This window comes from Pseudomonas sp. GP01-A4 (assembly GCF_058780865.1).
The window spans coordinates 1-20,465 of record NZ_JBYSWF010000092.1; the positions used below are offsets into that span (position 1 = coordinate 1).

A 20,465-nucleotide genomic window follows, 5' to 3' on the forward strand; every position below is an offset into this window, starting at 1 on the left:
AGGTGCCGAGTGGTGGGGCAAGAGCGTTTTGCTTACTTTTGCGCTCTTCAAAAGTGAGCCGCTGTAAGAGCGGAACCCATTTCAGCCGTTACCCAAATAATGGATATGCCCCCGATCCAAATCCCCCCCCAAACAACGCCGACAACTATAAACCCCCAACACCACCGGCTTTTTCCGAGCCCCACGCTCAACCCAGGTCGGCGCAACAAACCGATACCCCTGGCCCATCGCGGTCGCGATATAGACCGCATCATCATCCCCCAACGCCCGACGGATCGCCTTGATCTGCGCCCGCAGGTTGCACTCTTCCACCACCAACCGTGGCCAGGCGATGTCCAGCAATTGGGTCTTCTCCAACAGCTCACCAGGCCGCGAAGCGAGGGCAATCAGCAACGTCAGGGCCCGACTGCCCAGGCTCACCGGCTCACCGTTTTTCAGCAGCAGATGACGTCGGGGCAGCAGTCGATAAGGGCCAAAGTGAATTTCAATAGCGCTGTCTTCAAGGTGGCCGCGGTGTGAATACGTCATGTGATTAACCTTTGTGCATGTTCAAAAACACAACCTCGCGCGGCTCCCTTCGCGCAAGGCTGCAAGGGAAGGTCAGGTGTTGATCGCCGGGATCGGGTCTTCAGGATAATCACCCGGCTCCGTAGGCCCGCCAGTCAAACCGTATTGCTTGAGCACCGGCGCAAGCTGGCCATAGAACGCGTCCTGCGCCTTGCCATGGGCATCAGCCAGGGCGAAGGGCAGGAACGCGCTGCCGATCCCGCCAAGGATCGCCGTTGCCCCGCCGAGGATCCCGCTGATGGTCCCGGCCACCGCGCCGATTTCCGTGGCCCCGTACAACCCGGCCCCGGCTTCCACCAACCCGGCCACCGCCGCACCCGTACCCAGCACGCCGGTGGCAACCGAGAAACTGCCGCTCAGGTAGTCGCCTTTTTTCAACGAGTCGACACCGCCAATCACCCCGATCACACCGCCGATAATCCCGCCCGCCGAACCGATGATCTTGCCGGCCGCGCCGAGGTTGGCGATTTGCTGCGGGCTCAACGGGCCCTTGCCCACCGGTACCTTGCCGGGGAAGTCACCAATGGTGCCGCCATCCGGGCGGTTGACCCAGGTGATGCCGTAACCCGCTTCCTTGGCGTATTTGGTACCGCCCTCCATCAACAGCCCGGCAAATTGCAGCCCGGCGGATACCCGGTTCGCGTCCGCCACCGGCGTGTTGCTGCCGCTGGCCGAACGGGCCATCAGCACGCCGCTCATCAGCACTGCGCTGCCGATGTGCAACAGGCCTTGCTTGAATGCCGGGCTGACGTCGCCGAACTTCATGCCTTCGATGGCCTTGGGCAGTGCGTCGGCGATCTTGTTGCCCTGGCGCCCGATGTCCCATACCGAACGCAGCATCGACACCACTTGCGCCGGGTCGATCTTGCCGCCATCCGAGGTGACGAACATCTCTGGATCTTTTTGCTGGGCGTCGTTGATCGCGGCAGTGACCTTGGCTTCGTCGAAGTTGCCCTTGCCGTCACCCAGGGTGATGTTCAGGGTGTCGGTGGTGGCGCCGCCGAGCAGGGCGTCGCCAAGGGCTTCGTTGAAATTCACCTGCAAGGTGGCGGCGTCATCCGCCGAGGCCTTGTCGCCGAGGAAGGCCTGGGCCGAGGCCGTGCTGGCGGCGAAGCTGCTGGCCGCCACGGTGGGGTCCATGCCGCCGGCCACCGCGTCGGTAAAGGCCTTGCCGGTCACCAGTTGGTTTTTGTAGTACTGCTGGATGTTGTCGCTTTGCCCGGCCTTGTCGGCGATGCCGGTCAGGTCCACATGGCCGTTGCCCCCCAGCGCCAGGTTGGCGATGGTCGTATCGTTGGCCGCGTTTTGCAGGCCCATGCCCATGTCGATCTGCTTGCCGTTCTGGTCCTTGGCGTTGAGATTGTCGGTGAGGTTTTTGCCGGTCTCGATGTCGTCGGTGTAGTAGTTCTGCATCGCGACTTTCATCGCCGGGTTGCTGTCGACGATGTCGGCCAGTGCCGGGCCGCGATTGTTTTGCAGGAAGCCTTGCACGTCCGGGTCGGCCGAGAGGGTTTCGATGCCGCTTTGCAGCTGTGCCTTGATTTTGTCTTCGTTGGGGTTCAGGCCGTAGTGGGGCGAGGTGTACTTGTCCATCAACCCGGCGTGGGGCACGTAGTCGCTGACCAGCAGGCGGGTTTGTGCATCGGTCAACTGCACCAGCACCGCGGCTTTCTGTTCGCCGCTGTAGTTCTGCGGGTTGGCCAGGATGTCGGCGGTCAGGCCCGAGGTGTCGACGCCGGCGACGGCATCACGAGTGGCGGCACCGTCGAGGAAGGTCAGGGTGTCGCTGTCGGTTTTCGGTGCCTGTTTTTCGAGCCAGGCGCCGATGTTGTCGCGGGTGCCGATGCCGTCCGACTTGCCGGTGGCGGGGTTGTCGCCGCCGGTTTCCAGTGCGTGGAACATCCCGGGTCTGGACCACATGGCCGCCGCGCCGGTCAGCTCGGTGCTCAGGGCCGAATCGCTGCCCAAGGCTTGCAGGTTGTCGCTGCGCAGCATGCCGTCGTTGCTGCGCTGGTTGGCGTCACCGGGGCGCATCGCCGGACCTGCGCCAGCGGCCAGGCTCTCGTTGGCCATCAGGATTGCCGCCGACTTGGCATTCGCCTTGGCCAGGTCACCGGGTTTGCTGCCGAGGAAACTGCCATAGGATTTCGACGCGGCGCCGAGGTCCTTGCCGGCGTTGTCGATGAAATGGTCGACATCGGAATGGGTGATCACATTGTCGGCCTTGCCACGCCCGCCGGTATCCAGCGCGGCCATCAGGCTCGGGCTGCTGGCCACGTACTTGAGTACGGCCTGAGCCTCGGGGGGGAGTGTCGTGGGTGGGTTGGCGAAGTCGATCGGCGCGCCATGCAGGCCCCAGGCGTCCCAGTTTTGCGAGAGCAATTGCGCGGCCGCCTTGGGCCGGTTCAGGTCGAGTTCTTCCTTGGTCGGCGTGCCGCTGGTGTTGCCGGTGATGGTGTCCCAGTCCTTGGCACCCGACACGCCAAACGATGAGGTGTCGATCCAGGACGTGTCCGAGGCGCCCGCCGCGCCGGTGCTGCCGGCATACAGTTTGGCCACCTGGTCGTACAGCGCGGGGGTGATGTCCTGGGACACGATCACCTTGTCGCCCGACGCCGTGGTATAGCGAATCAGGCCCGGGCCGACTTCTTCGGGCGGGCCGATATTCGCTGCCGGGTCCATGGTTTCCATGGGGCCGGCCAGGCGGTAGCCCTCGGCCTGGCTGGCATTGATCGCAAAGAGCTTGGCCGAGTCGCCGCTGACCTGGGCGAACAGCGCGGGTGTTTCCTTCTGGCTGACCACGATTTTGTCGCCGGCACTGGTCTCGTAGCGGATCAGTCCCGGGCCCAATTCGGTGGTACTGCCGATCGCCTTGTAGTTGCCCAGGCCAGGCGCCACGGTGCTGGCGTCTGCCTCCTTGTAGCCGGCGCCTTTGCTGTCGGCCAGATTCTTCTCAAGGGTCGCGTCGCTTTGCTGTGCGTTGTACTGGTTGACCAATTGCTCAAACAGCCTGGGGTTGTCGATCTGCTTGAGGGTCACCGGTTTGTCGCTGCCCAGCGGGGTGTAGGTGATGCTGTTGTTCACCGGTGCCTGCACGTTCTGGTACGGCAGCGGAATGGACGGCCCGCGGATTTTCGAGGGGTCGAATACCGGCTTGTCGACGGCGGTGAACAGGGCTTTTTCGAACGTGCTCCGGGAGCCATCCGGGCCTTTGTTGTCGGCAGGGTCAAGGCCATTCGGGATCGCAGTCATAGATCACCTGGAAGTTGTTTTATATCAGTCGATATTTAGTGCAAGTGCACTAACTGGGGCGGGCGAAAGTTGCGAAGTGTTATTGGGTTAACCCGCGCCGAGCTATCAAACGCGATGATCAAGTCGGTTTTGTTACAAATGGAAATATCTGCAAAGTTGGGCAAATGGCTATTAGTTAAAAGTGTGAAGTTGTCGGATTTATTTTCTGGAATTGTTGAGTGATCAACGTTTTTACCCAGGGGTAACGGGCTCGTAAATTGTTCGAGTTGGTTCGTTTTCCAGGTTGTGCCCCCGTAAACATTGGGTCTCGTCGTGTATTGGTTTTTTAACAAAAGTTCCACGCCCGCGCGGCGATGAGATTTTCTCAACGGCACGTTGAGCCGGATTTTTCACAGCACCTGCCATGAACGTTTCACAAGCTTTCACAGCGAAGGCGTTTTGTTCGTGAGTAGTATGGTTCCCATGCAAACCGATGGCTGCATGGCCAACTCACTGTCTGACGCTGGGAGTTTGTTTCGGTTTGCATGCGGCTTAACTTCCCTATCGATGCAAGGAGATTGAACATGGCTACTACTCCACCAGTAAGTGCAGGCGGCGCCGACGACGCTATCGCGAAGATGGAAGCAACTTTCAACATGGCCATCGAGAAGTCGGCCAAGATCACCGAGATCAGCACCGCGAAAAAAGCAGAGCTCGACGCCACCAAACAGCGTCCGCAGAACTGATTCGCCATGCGGGCAGCGCCGGCGCTGCCCGTATACCTGCCTTACCCCGTTGCACCGTTGTTGATCGGCACAGGCGTCGTTGCGGCCTGTGATTCTCAAGGGGGCAAACCCAACCATGACAGCCTTGATTTCCCTGGGCCTGCCCGCCGCGAACGGCGCGCCGACCCTGCTCGTGACCCACGGTTTGCACCAGGGCAGTTCCCTGATGCTCGACCAGCCGGTCTACACCCTTGGCGCCGCCCTGGCGGCCGACCTCCAGCTCAGCGATCCCGGGATTGCCGAGTTGCACCTGCGCCTGCGTTTTGAAGGGGCCCAGGTGGCCGTCGAGGCCCTCGGCGGCGATGTACTGATCACCGGCACTGCCGGCGATATCCGTATTCCCCAAGGCAGCGGCCATCGCGCGCGGCTGCCGCTGCAACTGCGTATCGGCACGGCGGGTGTGAGCCTGGCGCTGCCGGGCAGCCCTGAAAAAATCCCTGCGACGACACGCACGTTAACGCCCTGGATCATCGCCACCGCGTTGCTCTTTGTGTGCGCTGGCGCCCTGGCATTTCGCAACGATCCACCGCAAGCGCAAACCGTAATGCCGGTTGCCGAAACAACCGCAGCCAAGCCTTCCCGTGCCGAGGCCAAGGCCTGGTTCGAAGGGCAATTGCAGGCCGCCCACCTGGACGCCGTGAAGGTCAACGACATCGATGGCCAACTCAACGCCGTCGGCTCCTTTGAGCGCGCGCAAAAGCCTCAATGGGTCGCCCTGCAACAAGCCTTCGACCAGCGTTACGGCCAGCAGATCGTGCTTAACCCGCGGGTTGCCGTGCGTGCAGATGCGGCCCGGCCACGGGTGCGCTTTCAAGCCGTGTGGTTCGGCGCCAACCCCTACGTGATCAATGACAGCGGCAAGCGCCTGTACCCCGGCGCGGCCCTGGCGGACAACTGGGTACTGGAGCGCATCGAGAACAACCAGGTGATCCTCGCCCGTGGCGAAGAACGCTTCACCTTCACCCTATGACGCTGCTTTTTTCAGCTAAGGCCCCGGGATGAAAGTCGAACCCCGTCCGTTGATTCCCAGTGACGTGCGCAGCGCGCCGGTCGAGGCGATCCGCCCGGTCAACTCGCGCCAGGCCACGGCTTTCGAAGCGTTGCTGAAAACCCGCAAGGTCCAGTCCCGCCGCTCCCTGCGCAGTGACCTGGAAGAACTCACCAGCGCCGCCGGCGTCGACTCGCTGCTGTTCGGCAGCGCACGTTCCCTGGAACTGCTGGAACACGTGATGCAGCACCTGTTGCCGAACCTCGACGCCGAGCCGCAGATCAAGGCATTGGCCCACGACCTGATCAGCGAGGAAATCGAGATGCGCCGTACCCTTGAACAACAACGCTCGGAGGTCCAGGCCTGATGCCCCGGGACAACGACGACGCGGTGCAATTGCTCAAGGGCATTGGCGAGCTGTACCGGCGCAACGGCCAGTCCCAGCGCGCGCTGGTGATGTTGCTGATTGCCGTGAGTGTCGCGCCCGACGATGGCCAACTGTTGCGCTCGCTGGTGCTGGCGTTCACCGACAGCGGCGACTTCACCCGCGCACTCGCGGCCCTGGATCGGCTGGTCGCGCTGGAGGGTGAGTCTGCCAGCCTGTTGCTGCTGCGTGCCCGGGCGCTGTGGTACGGCGAACGCAAGGACGAAGCGCGCCAGTGCTTCAAACGCTACCTCGCTGCACGGAGAGCCGCGCCATGAACCTGCTCAATCGCCTGAACGGCATCGCGCGCATGGCCGCCCAGCGTACCGACGTGATCATCGTCGCGTTCATGCTGATGGCGATCGTGATGATGATCATCCCGCTGCCTACCTACCTGGTGGACATGCTGATCGGCTTGAACATCGCCCTGAGCATCCTGATCCTGATCGTGGCGTTCTACATCGGCCACTCGGTGGAATTCTCCGCGCTGCCGCCGCTGATCCTGCTCAGCACCTTGTTTCGCCTGTCGCTTTCGATCACCACCACCCGCTTGATTCTGCTGCACGGCGACGCCGGCCATATCGTCAAGGCCTTCGGTGACTTCGTGATTGCCGGCCAGGTGGTGGTGGGCATGGTGGTGTTCCTGATCATCACCGTGGCGCAGTTCGTGGTGATCACCAAGGGCGCCGAGCGGGTCGCGGAAGTGGCGGCGCGCTTCACCCTGGATGCGATGCCCGGCAAACAGATGAGCATCGACAACGACCTGCGCAACGGCGATATCGACCAGGCCGAAGCCCGCCGCCGGCGCTCACGCCTGGAGCGCGAGAGCCAGATGTTCGGCGCGATGGACGGGGCGATGAAGTTCGTCAAGGGCGATGCGATTGCCGGGTTGGTGATCCTCGCGGTCAACCTGCTGGGTGGCATGCTGATCGGCATGATCGAGCGCGACATGGCCTTCGGCGCGGCGGTGCACACCTATTCGCTGCTGACCGTGGGCGACGGTTTGATCGCACAGATCCCGGCGCTGCTTATCTCGGTAGCGGCGGGTACCGTGGTCACGCGGGTCAACAGCGACGGCGAAGCGGGTGACCTCGGCAGCGAGATTCTCAAGCAGTTGGGTGCCAGCTACCGCGCCCTCGGTTTGACCGCACTGATCATGGTCGGCGTCAGCGTGATACCGGGCTTTCCGACCTGGGTGTTCCTCGGGTTGTCGCTGGTGTTCGGTGGTGCGGCCTTCGTGATGTACCGCCGTCATACCCGTGAAAACCAGGTAGAGCCTGAAGCGCTGGTCGAGACCCTGGAACCGGTGGTTGAAGTGCAGGCCGAGCAGGATTATGGCGTGGCCCCCGACACTCGGGTATTGCTGACCCTCGGCAGTGCGTTGGCCCTCAGCGCCCCGCGCCAGCTACTGAGCCAACGCATCGAAGCGCTGTGTCACGACATTCGCAGCGACCCCGGCGTCGATATGCCGGTGCCGGGCATTCACATGGACGCCAAGGCCACGCCGGGCAGCTACCGCGTGTCACTGGAAGGCGTACCCGTCAGCGAAGGCGAAATGCCGATCAACTGCCTGCTGTTGCAGGACGATCCGGTGCATGTGCAATTGCTGGACATCGCCACCCTGCAAGCCGATTCGCCCCTCAACGGTCGTGCCGCGCACTGGATCGAGCGTCAGCACGAAGACGCGTTGCGCAGCGCCGGCATCGGTTTCCTGCTGCCGGACGAAGTCTTGCGTGGCGTGCTGGAACGCAGCCTGCGCCGCTATGCCGCGGACTTCCTCGGCATCCAGGAAACCCGCCTGCTGCTCGAACGCACCGAAGCCACCTACGGCGAACTGGTCAAGGAAGCCCTGCGCCTGGTGCCGTTGCAGCGGGTGGCCGAGACCCTGCGCCTGCTGGTGGGAGAGGGCGTGTCGATCCGCAATCAGCGGGCCTTGCTCGAAGCCATGGTGGAGTGGGGCGCCCGGGAAACCGATGCCGGCCGCCTGGCCGAACACCTGCGTGCAGGGTTGGCGCGGCAGATCAGCCATCAGTACGCCGACCGCAATCGGGTGATTGGCGCCCTGGTGCTGGCGCCGGGATTGGAAGACCAGTTGCGTGCATCCCTGCGTCGCCAGGAGCCCAGCCGTGAAGTGATCCCCGAGGAAGTCAACCGCGCGTTGCTCGCCCAACTGCGCCAGGCTTGCGACAAAACCACTGAAGCCAACAGTGCGGTATTGCTGGTGCACCCGGAACTGCGCCGCAGCCTGCGGCGCCTGGTACTGCGCGGTGAGCTGGAGCTGGCGGTGTTGTCGTTTCGCGAACTGGCCACCGAATACAACCTGCAAGCGCTGGTGACCATCAGCCTTACCGATATCTCCAACCGCCGTGCGCCTGCCGCGGCTTCCGTCACTTCCCTGGCGTCTGCCTCATGATCCGTTTTTGTCTGCTGTTGCTGACGTTGACCTCGTTTTTCTGCAGTGCCCAGGACATCGCCAACGGTGCCCAGGGGTCTATCAACCTGGCCTCCGGTGAAGGCCGGATCCTGCATTTTGTGGCCCCGGTGGAGTCGGTACTGGTGGGCGAACCGGGGATTGCCGACCTGCAAGTGGTGTCGCCCGGGGTGATCTATATCTTCGGCAAGGCGCCGGGCAATACCAGCCTGATTGCCCTTGGCAGCGACGGCAAACAGCTTGCCAGCCTGAGCCTGGCGGTCAGTAGCGCGACCCAGGCAGTGACCGCGCCGATGCAGGAATTGCATCCCGGCAATGGCGCGCAGATCAGCGGTGCCGGTAACCGATTGATCGCCAAGGGCACGGTGCGTTCGGTTGGAGAAGCGACGGATTTGAATGCCTTGCTCAACCCACAGGGCCAGGGCTTCCAGAGCGCGGTCAACACCACTGAGTACGCCGGTGCCGCCCAGGTCAACTTGCGTGTGCGCTTTGCTGAAGTGTCCCGCTCGGAACTGCTGCATTACGGGGTTAACTGGAACGCCATGTTCAGCAACGGCACGTTCTCCTTTGGCCTGATCACCGGCGGACCGCTGGCAGCCGCCACCGCCGGTGGCCTGGCGGCGGCGGGCAGCGGCTCGGGCAATACCAATATCGACGGCATGCTCGACGCGTTGCAGGCCAACGGGATCCTGCAAATCCTGGCCGAGCCGAACATCACCGCCATGACCGGGCAAACCGCGAGCTTCCTGGCGGGCGGCGAAGTGGCGATCCCGGTGCCGGTGAATCGGGACCTGGTGGGGATCGAATACAAGTCGTTCGGCGTGTCGCTGCTGTTCAACCCGACGCTGCTGCCCAACGGCCGGATCGCCCTGCAAGTGCGCCCTGAGGTCAGCAGTGTGGTGAGTGGCGGCACGGTGGATTTCGGCAATTTCCATGTGCCGTCGTTCAGCGTGCGCCGCGCCGATACGCGGGTGGAAGTGGGCAGCGGGCAGACGTTTGCGATTGCCGGTTTGTTCCAGCGTGAGAGCAGCCAGGACATCGAGAAGCTGCCGTTGCTGGGGGACTTGCCGATCCTGGGCAACCTGTTTCGCTCCAAGCGTTTTCAGCGCAATGAAACCGAATTGGTGATTTTGATTACGCCGTACCTGGTGGAGCCGGTGCGCAGTCGCACCCTGGCCACGCCGCTGGATGCACAGCCTGCGACCGCCGCAGCGGCGGGGCCGCGCAGTGGTGGGGCGTTTGGTTTCTACATGAATTGATGAGGGGGCATGGCATGAAAGTTTCGCGTTTGTTGATGTGTTTGCCCCTGTTGGTGGTGGGCTGCAAGACGCATCTGGCGCCGGTGTATTACTCGCCGCAGTATCAGGCGGACGGGGTGCCAAGCCAGTGCCAGCAGCCGCCGGCCAAGGACGAGATTGGACTGGACGAGGATTTCAAGGCGACCTTGCCGCTGGGCTGTGCCAACAATTTGAATTTGATGCAGATGGTGGAGCAGCGCCAGGATTTGAATCAGGGGCGGGCGACGGGGCCTGCGATGGCGGCGCCGGTTGGGCGGGCGGCGCAGGTGTATATCGAGGGGTTTGATCGGGAGCAGTTGCAGCGGCGTCAGGCTCAGCAAGAGGCCAAGGCGGGCGCTCCGGGAGCGGAGCAATGAACCTGCGTTCACATGTCCTCTGTGGGAGCTGGCTTGCCTGCGATAGCGGTATTCCAGGCCCAGCAGATCCATCTGCCACATCACCATCCAAATGTGGGAGTGGGCTTGCTCGCGAAAGCGGACTGATAGGCGACCCGGATCTTGAAGCTTACCGCGTACATATCCATTCCTGCGGTAACGGCCACTTAGGGTTCCGCTCTTACAGCGGGTCACTTTTGGCAAACGCCCCAAAAGTAACCAAAAGGTCTTTGCCCCACCACTCGGTGCCTCGCCTAGGCTCGGCATGCCCGCACTCCGGCCCGGTTCCGCGGGCCGCCGCGACGGGCCATCCATGGCCCGGCGCGGCTAAATCGGCATCCCTGCCGATTTACCCGCTCCACCGTGCCTGCTTGCGGCCATCGTGGTTGACGGGGCCTGATAGATCAAAATCAAAAGCAGTGCAACAGCAACAGCAAGATCAAAAGCAGTTGGATTTAGTGCGTATCCACCAGCCCCAATTCCCGCGCTTGCGCAATCGGATCGCTGATGGCTTTGATGCGGTTGGCTTCCGTGATCAGGCGTGCGCGCTCAGCCGCCGGAATATCGTCCAGCGGCAAGCTGGCCACTCGTTGTTCGTATCCCGCCAATACCAGCACCAGCAGCTCATTACGCTGATGCCGTGGCAACGCGCGGGGCGATTGGGTGACGGGGGCGATGGTGTCCAAGGCCTGCTGCGCCTGGCCGCCAAGGGCGTAGGCCAGGGCCAGGTTGCAGCGGCTGTCGAGGTCGTCGGGTTGCAGGCTCAGGCTTTTGGCGAACGCGGTTTGTGCCGCGACGGCCTGGCCGTTCAACACCTGGGCAATGCCCAGTCGGGTGTAGGCGACCGGCGACTGGCTGGCCTCGGCGGCCTGGCCCAGGGCGGTCACGGCGCGTTGGCTTTTGCCAAGGCGCAGTTGCGCGGTGCCCAGTCCCAGCAGGGCGTCGGCGTTGTGCGCTTGAAGGCCGAGGGCCTGTTGGAAGGCGCGTTCGGCACCGAGCGCGTCGTTGCCGTCGAGCCGCGCCTGGCCGAGTTTGAGCCACAAGTCGATGCTTGCGCCCGGTTGCTGGGCCGCACGTTCGTACAGCGCCGCCGCGCTGGCGTAGTCGCCGCGTTTGTTCAGGTCGTCGGCCAGCTTCAGCGAGCGGTCGGAATCGCTCGGCGCAGTATTGGAACAGGCAGCCAGCAACAGGCTGCCGGCAAGCAAAAAGTGTTTGGTCATCGTCACAACTCGTTGGGCGAAGGCGGACGTCATGTAAGCATATTTTCCATGGCGCTCCTATGTCTGTCGGTGCTGTTGGGTGCCTCGATCGCCCACGCCGACGAAGAGCCCGAATGGTTCGCCAAACCCTACGCCTATGTGCTGGTGGACCAGGACGTGCGCGCCGCCCTCGAAGAGTTCGGCCACAACCTCGATATCCCGCTGGTGCTCTCCGACAAGGTCCGCGGCAAGGCCCGCAGCACGGTGCGTGCAGCCACCGCCGGGGAGTTTTTGCAGACGCTGTGCAGCACCAATGGCCTGACCTGGTATTTCGACGGCAACCTGCTGTACCTCAATGCCAGCGATGAAATCACCACCAGGCTGTTCAAGGCCAACGCCCTGAACCTGGATCAGTTGCAGGCCTATCTGAACAACCTCGATGTGTTCGGCCAGCAGTTATCGATGCGTAACGGCCCCGAGGGCGATGAAGTCTTCGTCTCCGGGCCGCCGCCGTACCTGGCGCTGGTCCAGCAGCATGTGGATCACCTGCAGCCCAAGGCCGCCGCGCCGGTGGTGGCGCGCGAACACGGCGTGCGGGTGTTTCGCGGCGCTCAGGTGAGCACTGAAACCCCTTGATTCACCCCAACCCCAGTAAAGGAGCATGACCATGTCCGTAACCGCCGTAGACAGCAACCTCGCCCCCGGTGGCGCCAGCCCTGAAGCCAAGTTCAACGCCGCGGTGGACAACGCCAAGAGCGCCGATAAACCGGAGATGACCGACGCCGAGTTCACCGATGCCCTGATCACTCAGGCAGTCACCATCGGCGGCCAATTCATCATCATGCCCAAGGCCCAGGAAATGCTGAATGACGCCATGTCCGATGACGACGAAGAGTAGGGCGCACCCATGACCATCAGTCTCGCTGCCAGCGCCACGGCCTTGCCGCCGTCCGCCGGCGCGGGGCCCGCCGGGGCCTCGCAGAATCTGTTCGAGCACATGGCCAATACGGCCAAGGGCATGCCCGAGGGCGCCAGCCCCCATCAGATCGGCTCGGGGCTGATGGAGCGCCTGAACAGTTTTATCGACCGCTCCAGGACCTTTTCCGAGCGCGCCGATTTGCTCACCAATAACCCCTCGGCGCCGCCGCAAGTGGCCGCTGCGGATATCCGCACCTCGGGTGCCTCGCCCACCGCAGAACCGGGCAAGAAAGTCGCCGAGCAGCAGGTCGACCAGATCGTCCATTCACTGGGCAAGATGTTCGACTACTCCATCGAAACCCAGATGGTGGTGCGCGGTGCGACGCAGATTTCCGGTTCCGCCAACACGCTGCTCAAGGGTCAATAACGCCATGCCAAGCCCGAATCGTGCCCTGCGCCTGCTGCTGATCGGCGTGCTCGCCAGCCTCTTGCAGGCCTGCGACATGGACCTCTACACCAACCTCAGCGAGCGCGACGCCAACGCCATGGTCGCGGTGCTGCTGCGCGACGGCATCCCGGCGACGCGCAAGGTGCAGGACAACGGCCAGTTGAAAGTGGTGGTCGACGAACAGCGCTTCGCCGAGGCCATGACCCTGCTGGACAACGCCGGCCTGCCGCAGCAGAGCTTTTCCAACATGGGCGAGGTGTTCAAGGGCAATGGCCTGGTGTCGTCGCCGGTGCAGGAGCGGGCGCAGATGATCTATGCCTTGAGCGAAGAACTGTCCCACTCGGTGTCGCAGATCGACGGCATCGTCTCGGCGCGGGTGCACGTGGTGCTGCCGGACAATGACCTGCTCAAGCGGGTGATTTCGCCGTCGTCGGCCTCGGTGCTGGTGCGCTACGACCCGGGCACCGACATCAACACGCTGATTCCGCAGATCAAGACCCTGGTTGCCAACGGCATTTCCGGCCTGAGCTATGACGGTGTGTCGGTGACCGCGATCAAGGCCGCGGTGTCCATCAGCCAGAACCCGGCGCAACCGCGACTCGCGCGTTTCATGGGCCTGTGGCTGTTGGAAGACAACCTCAACCAGGCGCGGTTGCTGTTCGGTGGCTTGCTGCTGCTCGCCCTCGGCGCGGGTGGTGTGTTGGCCCGCCAGCAATGGGCGCGGCGCCAGGCCCAGGCGTTGTATGTGCTCAAGGAGGGTGAATGAGCCTGGTTGAGCGTTGGCAGGGGCTGATCGCCCAGCCGTTGCAGTTTGTGCGCGAGCAAAGCCTTGGCGAGTGTTTTGGCGAAGGCCTGCCGGTCGAGGTGCTGCAAGCCCTGCATGGGCAGCCGCGTTTTCGCTCGCGGCTGGAGCAACTGCTGGCCAGCCATTATCAGCTGGCGCCGCTGGCGCATCTGGTCACGCCGCCCGCCGCTGATTTGCCGGTGCTGCTGCTGAGCCCGGCGCAATTTGCGCGTCTGCCCAGGCTGTGTGGTGCGATCTGGCATGGCTCGACCCTGAGCCGGGAGATCCGCCGCGAAGTGGTCAATGAATTGCGCGAGGGCCTTGGCCAGGAAGCCTTTGCCCTGGCCCTCGCGCACCGGCAGTTGGGCGGCGCGGCCGACCTGCTGCGCGAGCCCGCCGAGTTGATCGACGCCATCGACCGCGATGGCCTCACCTGTGTCGCCGCCTGGCTGCAAGCCCAGCCTGCCGAGTTGCAAGGCTGGCTGCCCCTGCGGTTTGTCGCACCCAAGGGCTACAGCGGGCGCTTGCCCCGCGACCTGGAGATCGTCCAGACCGTCGCCGCCCGGTTACTCGCCGAGGAGCTTGCCCATGAGTGAATTACCCAGCCGTCCGGCCGCGCGGATTTTGCGCGCCGATGAAGCGGCGTTATGGACCGATGGCTTTGCCTTTGTGCAAGCCGCCAGGGCGCACGCCGAGCAGATCAAGGCCGACAGCGACCAATGGCTGCACACCGCCCGCGCCGAGGGTTTTGAAAGTGCGCGCCGCGAAGGTGCCGAACAGGTTGCACAGTTGCTGCTGGAAACCCAGGCCCAAGTCCAGCATTACCTGGCCGGGCTTGAGGCGTCGCTGGCGGACCTGGCCCTGGGCATCGTGCGTGAAGTACTTGGCGAACTGGATGACACCGACCGCGTGGTGCGTTGTACACGCCAGGCCCTGAGCGCGTTTCGCCAGGGCCAGGCCTTGACGTTGTGGGTGCCGCCCGCCGAAGTGAATGCCCTGCGCCCACAGTTGCTCAAGGACGGCATCGCCGTGGAGGCCGATGCGCAACTGGGCGCCGGCCAGGCCCGCCTGAGCAGCCCGGCGGGTTCGGTTGAGCTGGGGCTGGAGGCGCAACTGCAAAGCCTGCGCCGCAGCCTGTTGCCCTTTGCCGAAGAGGGCGTGGCATGAACCTCGATCAACTGCTGCCGCGCCTGACCGAGCGGCTGTCCCAGGCCCGCTTGCGTCCGATGCAGGGCACGGTGCTGAGCATTCGCGGGGTGTTGCTGCGGGCCAGCGTGGCGGGCGCGAGCATCGGTGAGCTATGCCACCTGCGCGACCCGGTCAGTGGTCGCAGCCTCAGCGCCGAAGTGATCGGTTTTGATGGCGACGAAGCGATCCTGTCGCCCATCGGTTCCATGGAAGGCCTGTCGACCCGCACGCAAATCACTGCCACCGGCGAAAGCCTGGGTGTGGCCGTGGGCGATGCGCAATTGGGGCGAGTGATCAGCCCCATGGGCGAGTTTCTCGACGGTGACGGTGTACCGCCAACCCTGAACCTGCAGACCTACCCCTTGCATGCCGAGCCACCGGCCCCGTTCTCCCGGCAATTGATCGTGCGCTCCATGGCGTTGGGCATCCGCTCCATCGACGGCTTGCTGACCCTCGCCCAGGGCCAGCGCATGGGCATCTTCGGCGAGCCCGGTGTGGGCAAATCCTCCTTGTTGGCGAGCATCATCCGCAACAGCGAGGCCGATGTGATTGTCATCGGTTTGATCGGCGAGCGGGGCAGGGAAGTGCGCGAACTGCTGGACGTGCAACTGGACGCCACGGCCCGCGCACGCACCGTTGCTGTCGTCGCCACCTCCGACCGCCCGGCCGCCGAGCGGGTGCGCGCGGCATTTGTCGCCACCACCCTGGCCGAGTACCACCGCGACCAGGGCCGCAATGTACTGCTGTTGATGGACAGCCTCACGCGGTTCGCCCGCGCCCAGCGCGAAATCGGCCTGGCCGTGGGTGAACCGCCGACCCGCCGCGGTTATCCGCCGTCGTTTTTTGCCACCTTGCCCAAGTTGCTCGAGCGCGCCGGCCCGGGCCCTGCCGGCAGCATCACCGCGCTGTACACCGTGCTCACCGAAGGCGACGCCGCCAGCGATCCGGTGGCGGAGGAAGCGCGTTCGATCCTCGACGGGCATATCGCCCTCAGCGCCGAACTGGCGCAGCGCAACTATTTCCCGGCGGTGGACGTGCTGCGCAGCCGCAGCCGCTTGATGGAGCAGGTCGCCGGTGACGAACACAAGCGCCTGGCGATGCGCATCCGTGAATTGATGGCGCGCTACGGCGAGATCGAAATGCTGATCCGCGTCGGCGAGTACTCCGCCGGCAGCGACCCGCTGGCCGACGAAGCGATCACCCGCCATGGGGCAATCGAAGCCTTCCTGCGCCAGAACGCCGACGAACCCAGCAGCCCCGAACACACCTTGATCCGCATGCGCCAGGTGCTGGCATGAGCCCGAAAACGCGGCAAGCTCCAGTGTGGGAGCTGTCGAGCTTCAGCGAGGCTGCGATGGCGTCAGCACAGCCAACATCAATGTTGCCTGACCCACCGCTTTCGCAGCCTCGCCGGGGCTCGACAGCTCCCACATTCGATCTTCATGCACTCAGTGAGTGCGCTGTTGGTATGACGATGGAGAAAAGAACCGATGAAGACTGAACAACTGCGCACCCTGCAAACCCTGCGGGTGCTGCGCGAACAGCGGGCGGCGAGCCAGTTGGCGGCGCAACAGCAACGCTGCGCGCAAACCCGCGGCGCCTTGACCGACGCCAAGGAACAACTGCGCCTGCACCGTGAGGCCGTTGCCCATGAAGCCGGCGAGATTTACGCCTCCCTCACCGAAGGCCTGTCGGTGGCCAGTTGGCAGGCCGCCCAGGATCGCCTGCGGGGCTTGGCCGACGATGAGCAGGTGCTTGAAGGCGACGTCAGCCACGTGTCCAGTACCCTGCAAACCCAGGAGCGTGAGCGTGAGCTGTTTCGCCAGGAGCGCCTGAGCCGCCAGCGCCAGTCCGATGCCTGGCAAAGCCTGCTGGACGGGCGTGAAAGCAGCGAACGGGTGGCCGGCGAGCTGCGTGAAGAACAAGGACTCGGCACATGATCGTGGCCCTTGCCGACCCGTTGGCGCCCTGGCTTGAGCACTACGACCCGGCGCTGCTCACGCTGCATAACCAATTGCACCGCCGGCGGCATGCGTGGCAGGGCCGCTGCGCCGGGCAGGATCTGAGCGTCGCCTGGGCCGCCGATCCCCAGCCGCTGAAAACACCCCGGGATGTGTTGCTGTTGCTCGGCCAGTCACCGGTGCGCTTGCGACTCTCGGCTGCCGCCCTGGAACAAGTACTGGTGCCGCTGGCGTTGCAGTTCGACGCGCAAGTGCTGCCGGCATTACCGCGTTCGCTGCTGCTGGAACTGGCCGTGCTGGACCTGATCGAGCGCCTCGAACCGTTGCTCGGCCACCCCGTGCAACTGCTCGAAACCAGTGACGACCTGCGGCCTTATGCAGTGCATCTGGCGCTGACATTGACCTTCGGCAACAACCCGCCAATGGCCGCCCAACTGGACTTGAGTGAAAGCGCTGCAGTGCTGGTGGGCCAGTTGCTGGACCAGCACGGCCAGATCGACGCCGACCCGTTGCCGGCGTTGCGCCACACGCTGTCAGTAGTGGCCGGGCGGCAATGGTTGAGCCTCGGCGAGCTGCGCAGCCTGCAGCCCGGCGATGTGCTGATGCTCGAACCCGGCATTGGCTGGCTGCTGGACCTTGAGGGCCGCCTGCAAGCCCGCTGCCAGCGCGACGGCTCGTCGCTGCAGGTGCAGGAACCTCTGAACACGCCCCTTTTGGACATGGAGAACACAATGACTGACGTCGATGCCGCCGCGGCCCTGGACGATTTGCCCCTCAAGCTGGTGTGCCAGGTCGGCAGCCTGGAACTGACCCTGGCGCAACTGCGGGAACTGGGGGCGGGCAGCCTGCTGCAACTGAATACGCCGACCGTGGATGGCGTCGACCTGATGGTCAACGGCCGTCGCGTCGGCCAGGGCCAACTGGTGAAAATCGGTGACGGCCTGGGCGTGCGCCTGCTGAGTTTCGCCACCCCATGACCGGTTATCAGCCGAACCTGATCGAGATCATCCTGGTGGTTGCCACCATCGGGTTGATCCCGTTGGCGGTGGTGACCCTCACCGGCTTCATGAAAATCTCGGTGGTGCTGTTCCTGATCCGCAACGCCCTGGGCGTGCAGCAGACGCCGCCGAACCTGGTGCTGTACGGCATCGCGCTGATTCTCTCGGTGTACGTCACCACGCCGTTGATTGGCGACATGTACCGCCAGGTAGAGGGCCGCGACCTGAATATCGAGCACGTCGAGCAACTCAAGGACCTCGGCGACGCCCTGCGCCCGCCGCTACAGGCGCACCTGGCACGGTTTGCCAACGAGTCCGAGCGCGGCTTTTTTGTGCAGGCCACCGAGACCATCTGGTCGCCGGAAGCCCGTGCCGACCTGCGGGATGACGACCTCGTGGTGCTGATCCCGGCGTTTGTCAGTTCGGAGCTGACCCGGGCCTTCGAGATCGGGTTCCTGTTGTACATCCCGTTCCTGGTGGTGGACTTGCTGGTGTCCAACGTGCTGATGGCGATGGGCATGTCGATGGTCTCGCCGAACCTGATTTCGATCCCGCTGAAAATCTTCCTGTTCGTGTCATTGAGCGGCTGGTCGCGCCTGATGCACGGTTTGATTCTGAGTTACGGCTGAGGCACGACCCATGGGCCAGGACGTTTTCCTGTCATTGATGAAACAGGCACTGATGACCGTGCTGATGCTCTCCGCGCCTGCGCTGGGGGTGGCGATCATCGTGGGTTTGAGCGTGGGCCTGTTCCAGGCGCTGACCCAGATCCAGGACCAGACCCTGCCCCAGGTGGTGAAGCTGGTGGCGGTATTGTTGACTATCGTGTTTCTCGGCCCGGTGCTGGCCGGGCAAGTGGCGGAACTCGGCAGCCAGGTGCTGGACAATTTTCCCTTGTGGACGCGCTGACCGCCCATGGATGCCAGCCTTACCGCACAGTTTCTCGAAGTCGCCTACCCGGTGATCAGCTCGGCCTCGCTGGCGGCCTGCCGGGCCATGGGCGTGGTGGTGATCACCCCGGCGTTCAACCGCCTCGGGCTCACCGGAATGATTCGCGGCTGCGTGGCCGTGGCGATTTCGATCCCGATGTTCATGCCGGTGTTCGACGCCATGACCTCGATGCCCAACCACGGCAGCCTGTTTATCGCCGGGTTGCTGATCAAGGAATTCCTGATCGGCATCCTGATCGGCCTGTTGTTCGGCATTCCGTTCTGGGCGGCGGAAGTGGCGGGGGAGTTGATCGACCTGCAGCGCGGTTCGACCATGGCGCAACTGGTGGACCCGTTGTCCACCGGGGAGTCGAGTGTGATGTCCACCTTGCTGACGGTGATGTTGATCACGCTGTTCTTCATGTCCGGCGGTTTTATCCTGATGGTCGACGGTTATTACCACAGCTACCAGCTGTGGCCGGTGACCGCGTTTACCCCGGTGTTTGCCAGCTCGGCGTTGCTGGCGGTGCTGTCGATTCTCGACCAGATCATGCGCGTCGGAGTGCTGATGGTGTCGCCGCTGATCATCTCGCTGCTGGTCACTGATTTGATGCTGGCGTACCTGTCGCGGATGGCGCCGAACCTGCATATTTTCGACCTGTCGTTACCGGTGAAAAACCTGTTTTTCTCGATCCTGATGGTGATCTATATCGGCTTCCTGATTCCGTTGATGCTGGACCAGTTGGCGGAATTTCGCGGCACGGTGGAGCTGCTGAAAACCCTGGCGGGCATGGAGTAGCGCATGGGCGATACCAGCGAAGAGAAGTCCCAGCCGGCCACGGATAAAAAACTCAAGGACGCGCGAAAGAAAGGCCAGGTCGCCAAGAGCCAGGACTTGGTCTCGGGCATGGTCATCCTGTTCTGCACCCTGTGCATTTCCATCCTCGCGCCCCGGGCCCAGGCCCAGGTCACGGCGCTGATCGACCTGACTGCGCAGATCTACATCGAACCCTTCGCCACGGTTTGGCCACGGGTGCTGGACCATGCCGAGCAACTGGTGATCGGCATTACCCTGCCGGTGATGGCGGTGACCACCGGGGTGGTGATCCTGACCAATATCATCACCATGCGTGGCTTTGTGTTTTCCGTGGAGCCGATCAAGCCGGAGTTCAAGCGTATCAACCCGGCGGAAGGCTTCAAGAAGCTGTTTGCCCTGCGCAACTTTGTGGAGTTCATCAAGGGCCTGATCAAGGTGCATGTGCTGGCTGTGGCGTTCTACGTGGTGGGGCGGCATGCGTTGCAGGCGTTGATGGAGTCGTCGCGGTGTGGCGCGGGGTGTATCGAGTCGACGTTTTTCCTGGTGCTCAAGCCGCTGGTGTTTACCGTACTCGCGGCCTTCATCCTGGTGGGGGGGGTGGATGTGTTGATGCAACGCTGGCTGTTCGGCCGCGACATGAAAATGACCCGCAGCGAGACCAAGCGCGAGCGCAAGGACATTGACGGCGACCCGTTGATCAAGAGCGAACGGCGACGCCAGCGCCAGGAGATGCAGGCGCTGGCCACCAAGCTGGGGTTGGGCCGGGCGTCGATGATGATCGGCACCACCGATGGCTGGGTGATAGGCGTGCGTTATGTGCGTGGTGAAACGCCGGTGCCGGTGGTGGTGTGCCGCGCTTCGCCGGAGGAAGCGTTGGGGATGTTGCAGGAGGCGTTTGATTTAGGGATACCGCAAGCGCCGGACAAGGGCTTGGCGGAAGCGATTGCGCGCAAGACGGTGCCGGGGGATCCGGTGCCGGATGCTTCGTTCCAGGCGGTGGCGGACTGGTTGGTGGCGGCGCGGTTGATCTGACGATCTTGAGCCGAACACCGATCAAAATGTGGGAGCGGGCTTGCTCGCGAAGGCGGCGTGTCAGTCACTGAAAATGTTGACTGACCCACCGCC

At 63.6% G+C, this 20,465-nt stretch carries 23 protein-coding genes; 20 read left to right on the forward strand and 3 right to left on the reverse strand.

Annotated features, from left to right (window positions below):
- Positions 1-81: 81 nt before the first annotated feature.
- Both AC3WKX_RS31325 and AC3WKX_RS31330 read right to left on the reverse strand, forming a co-directional pair.
- Positions 82-528 (reverse strand): winged helix-turn-helix domain-containing protein, encoded by a 447-nt coding sequence (locus AC3WKX_RS31325; RefSeq protein WP_102606207.1) that lies wholly within the window; start codon positions 526-528, stop codon positions 82-84.
- Positions 529-600: 72 nt separating this feature from the next.
- Complete coding sequence (locus tag AC3WKX_RS31330) at positions 601-3,819, reverse strand: type III effector HrpK domain-containing protein (protein WP_003207275.1); 3,219 nt, start codon at positions 3,817-3,819, stop codon at positions 601-603.
- 563 nt (positions 3,820-4,382) lie between these two features.
- On the opposite strand from AC3WKX_RS31330, the gene AC3WKX_RS31335 reads away from it, so the two are divergent.
- From AC3WKX_RS31335 to AC3WKX_RS31365, 7 genes are all read left to right on the forward strand, one after another.
- Positions 4,383-4,544, forward strand: a complete 162-nt coding sequence (locus AC3WKX_RS31335) for a hypothetical protein (protein ID WP_003207273.1) — start codon at positions 4,383-4,385, stop codon at positions 4,542-4,544.
- Positions 4,545-4,659: 115 nt separating this feature from the next.
- On the forward strand, positions 4,660-5,553 hold the full coding sequence (locus AC3WKX_RS31340) for a SctD/MshK family protein (protein ID WP_102606208.1): 894 nt from the start codon (positions 4,660-4,662) through the stop codon (positions 5,551-5,553).
- 28 nt (positions 5,554-5,581) lie between these two features.
- A complete protein-coding gene (locus AC3WKX_RS31345; protein ID WP_003207269.1) occupies positions 5,582-5,938 on the forward strand; it encodes a hypothetical protein in 357 nt (118 codons plus the stop codon).
- Complete coding sequence (sctY, locus tag AC3WKX_RS31350) at positions 5,938-6,273, forward strand: type III secretion apparatus assembly chaperone SctY (RefSeq protein ID WP_087694813.1); 336 nt, start codon at positions 5,938-5,940, stop codon at positions 6,271-6,273. Before AC3WKX_RS31345 ends, sctY begins: the two co-directional genes overlap by 1 nt.
- On the forward strand, positions 6,270-8,408 hold the full coding sequence (gene sctV, locus AC3WKX_RS31355; protein ID WP_102606209.1) for a type III secretion system export apparatus subunit SctV: 2,139 nt from the start codon (positions 6,270-6,272) through the stop codon (positions 8,406-8,408). Before sctY ends, sctV begins: the two co-directional genes overlap by 4 nt.
- Positions 8,405-9,685 (forward strand): type II and III secretion system protein family protein, encoded by a 1,281-nt coding sequence (locus AC3WKX_RS31360; protein ID WP_102606210.1) that lies wholly within the window; start codon positions 8,405-8,407, stop codon positions 9,683-9,685. Before sctV ends, AC3WKX_RS31360 begins: the two co-directional genes overlap by 4 nt.
- Before the next feature lie 14 nt (positions 9,686-9,699).
- Positions 9,700-10,080, forward strand: coding sequence for a hypothetical protein (locus AC3WKX_RS31365; RefSeq protein ID WP_003207261.1), 381 nt, complete (start codon positions 9,700-9,702; stop codon positions 10,078-10,080).
- A gap of 473 nt (positions 10,081-10,553) precedes the next feature.
- On the opposite strand, the gene AC3WKX_RS31370 is transcribed toward AC3WKX_RS31365, so the two are convergent.
- A complete protein-coding gene (locus AC3WKX_RS31370) occupies positions 10,554-11,318 on the reverse strand; it encodes a tetratricopeptide repeat protein (protein WP_102606211.1) in 765 nt (254 codons plus the stop codon).
- A 48-nt stretch (positions 11,319-11,366) separates the two neighbouring features.
- On the opposite strand from AC3WKX_RS31370, the gene AC3WKX_RS31375 reads away from it, so the two are divergent.
- The 13 genes from AC3WKX_RS31375 to AC3WKX_RS31435 all read left to right on the forward strand — a co-directional run bounded on the left by AC3WKX_RS31375 (position 11,367) and on the right by AC3WKX_RS31435 (position 20,372).
- Positions 11,367-11,933, forward strand: coding sequence for a type III secretion protein (locus AC3WKX_RS31375; RefSeq protein WP_102369493.1), 567 nt, complete (start codon positions 11,367-11,369; stop codon positions 11,931-11,933).
- Positions 11,934-11,964: 31 nt separating this feature from the next.
- On the forward strand, positions 11,965-12,195 hold the full coding sequence (locus AC3WKX_RS31380; RefSeq protein WP_003208330.1) for a hypothetical protein: 231 nt from the start codon (positions 11,965-11,967) through the stop codon (positions 12,193-12,195).
- A gap of 9 nt (positions 12,196-12,204) precedes the next feature.
- A complete protein-coding gene (locus tag AC3WKX_RS31385; protein ID WP_003208328.1) occupies positions 12,205-12,642 on the forward strand; it encodes a hypothetical protein in 438 nt (145 codons plus the stop codon).
- Positions 12,643-12,646: 4 nt separating this feature from the next.
- On the forward strand, positions 12,647-13,429 hold the full coding sequence (gene sctJ / locus AC3WKX_RS31390; RefSeq protein ID WP_003208326.1) for a type III secretion system inner membrane ring lipoprotein SctJ: 783 nt from the start codon (positions 12,647-12,649) through the stop codon (positions 13,427-13,429).
- Positions 13,426-14,043, forward strand: a complete 618-nt coding sequence (locus AC3WKX_RS31395; RefSeq protein ID WP_003208324.1) for a hypothetical protein — start codon at positions 13,426-13,428, stop codon at positions 14,041-14,043. Before sctJ ends, AC3WKX_RS31395 begins: the two co-directional genes overlap by 4 nt.
- The gene (locus AC3WKX_RS31400; RefSeq protein ID WP_008433162.1) at positions 14,036-14,614 is read left to right on the forward strand and encodes a FliH/SctL family protein; all 579 of its coding nucleotides are present in this window, start codon (positions 14,036-14,038) and stop codon (positions 14,612-14,614) included. Before AC3WKX_RS31395 ends, AC3WKX_RS31400 begins: the two co-directional genes overlap by 8 nt.
- A complete protein-coding gene (locus tag AC3WKX_RS31405; protein ID WP_102369491.1) occupies positions 14,611-15,933 on the forward strand; it encodes a FliI/YscN family ATPase in 1,323 nt (440 codons plus the stop codon). The genes AC3WKX_RS31400 and AC3WKX_RS31405 overlap by 4 nt, the downstream gene beginning before the upstream one ends.
- A 192-nt stretch (positions 15,934-16,125) precedes the next feature.
- The gene (locus AC3WKX_RS31410; RefSeq protein WP_102606212.1) at positions 16,126-16,575 is read left to right on the forward strand and encodes a hypothetical protein; all 450 of its coding nucleotides are present in this window, start codon (positions 16,126-16,128) and stop codon (positions 16,573-16,575) included.
- Positions 16,572-17,573 (forward strand): type III secretion system cytoplasmic ring protein SctQ, encoded by a 1,002-nt coding sequence (sctQ, locus tag AC3WKX_RS31415; protein WP_102606213.1) that lies wholly within the window; start codon positions 16,572-16,574, stop codon positions 17,571-17,573. The genes AC3WKX_RS31410 and sctQ overlap by 4 nt, the downstream gene beginning before the upstream one ends.
- A complete protein-coding gene (sctR, locus tag AC3WKX_RS31420; protein ID WP_003208316.1) occupies positions 17,570-18,223 on the forward strand; it encodes a type III secretion system export apparatus subunit SctR in 654 nt (217 codons plus the stop codon). Before sctQ ends, sctR begins: the two co-directional genes overlap by 4 nt.
- Positions 18,224-18,233: 10 nt before the next feature.
- Positions 18,234-18,503 carry a type III secretion system export apparatus subunit SctS gene (gene sctS, locus AC3WKX_RS31425; RefSeq protein WP_003208314.1) on the forward strand — a complete coding sequence of 90 codons (270 nt, stop codon included), beginning with the start codon at positions 18,234-18,236 and terminating at the stop codon, positions 18,501-18,503.
- Positions 18,504-18,509: 6 nt separating this feature from the next.
- Positions 18,510-19,322 carry a type III secretion system export apparatus subunit SctT gene (sctT, locus tag AC3WKX_RS31430; protein ID WP_003208312.1) on the forward strand — a complete coding sequence of 271 codons (813 nt, stop codon included), beginning with the start codon at positions 18,510-18,512 and terminating at the stop codon, positions 19,320-19,322.
- A 3-nt stretch (positions 19,323-19,325) separates the two neighbouring features.
- Positions 19,326-20,372: an EscU/YscU/HrcU family type III secretion system export apparatus switch protein gene (locus AC3WKX_RS31435; RefSeq protein WP_003208311.1), complete on the forward strand. Its 1,047-nt coding sequence runs from the start codon at positions 19,326-19,328 to the stop codon at positions 20,370-20,372.
- Positions 20,373-20,465 lie beyond the last annotated feature (93 nt).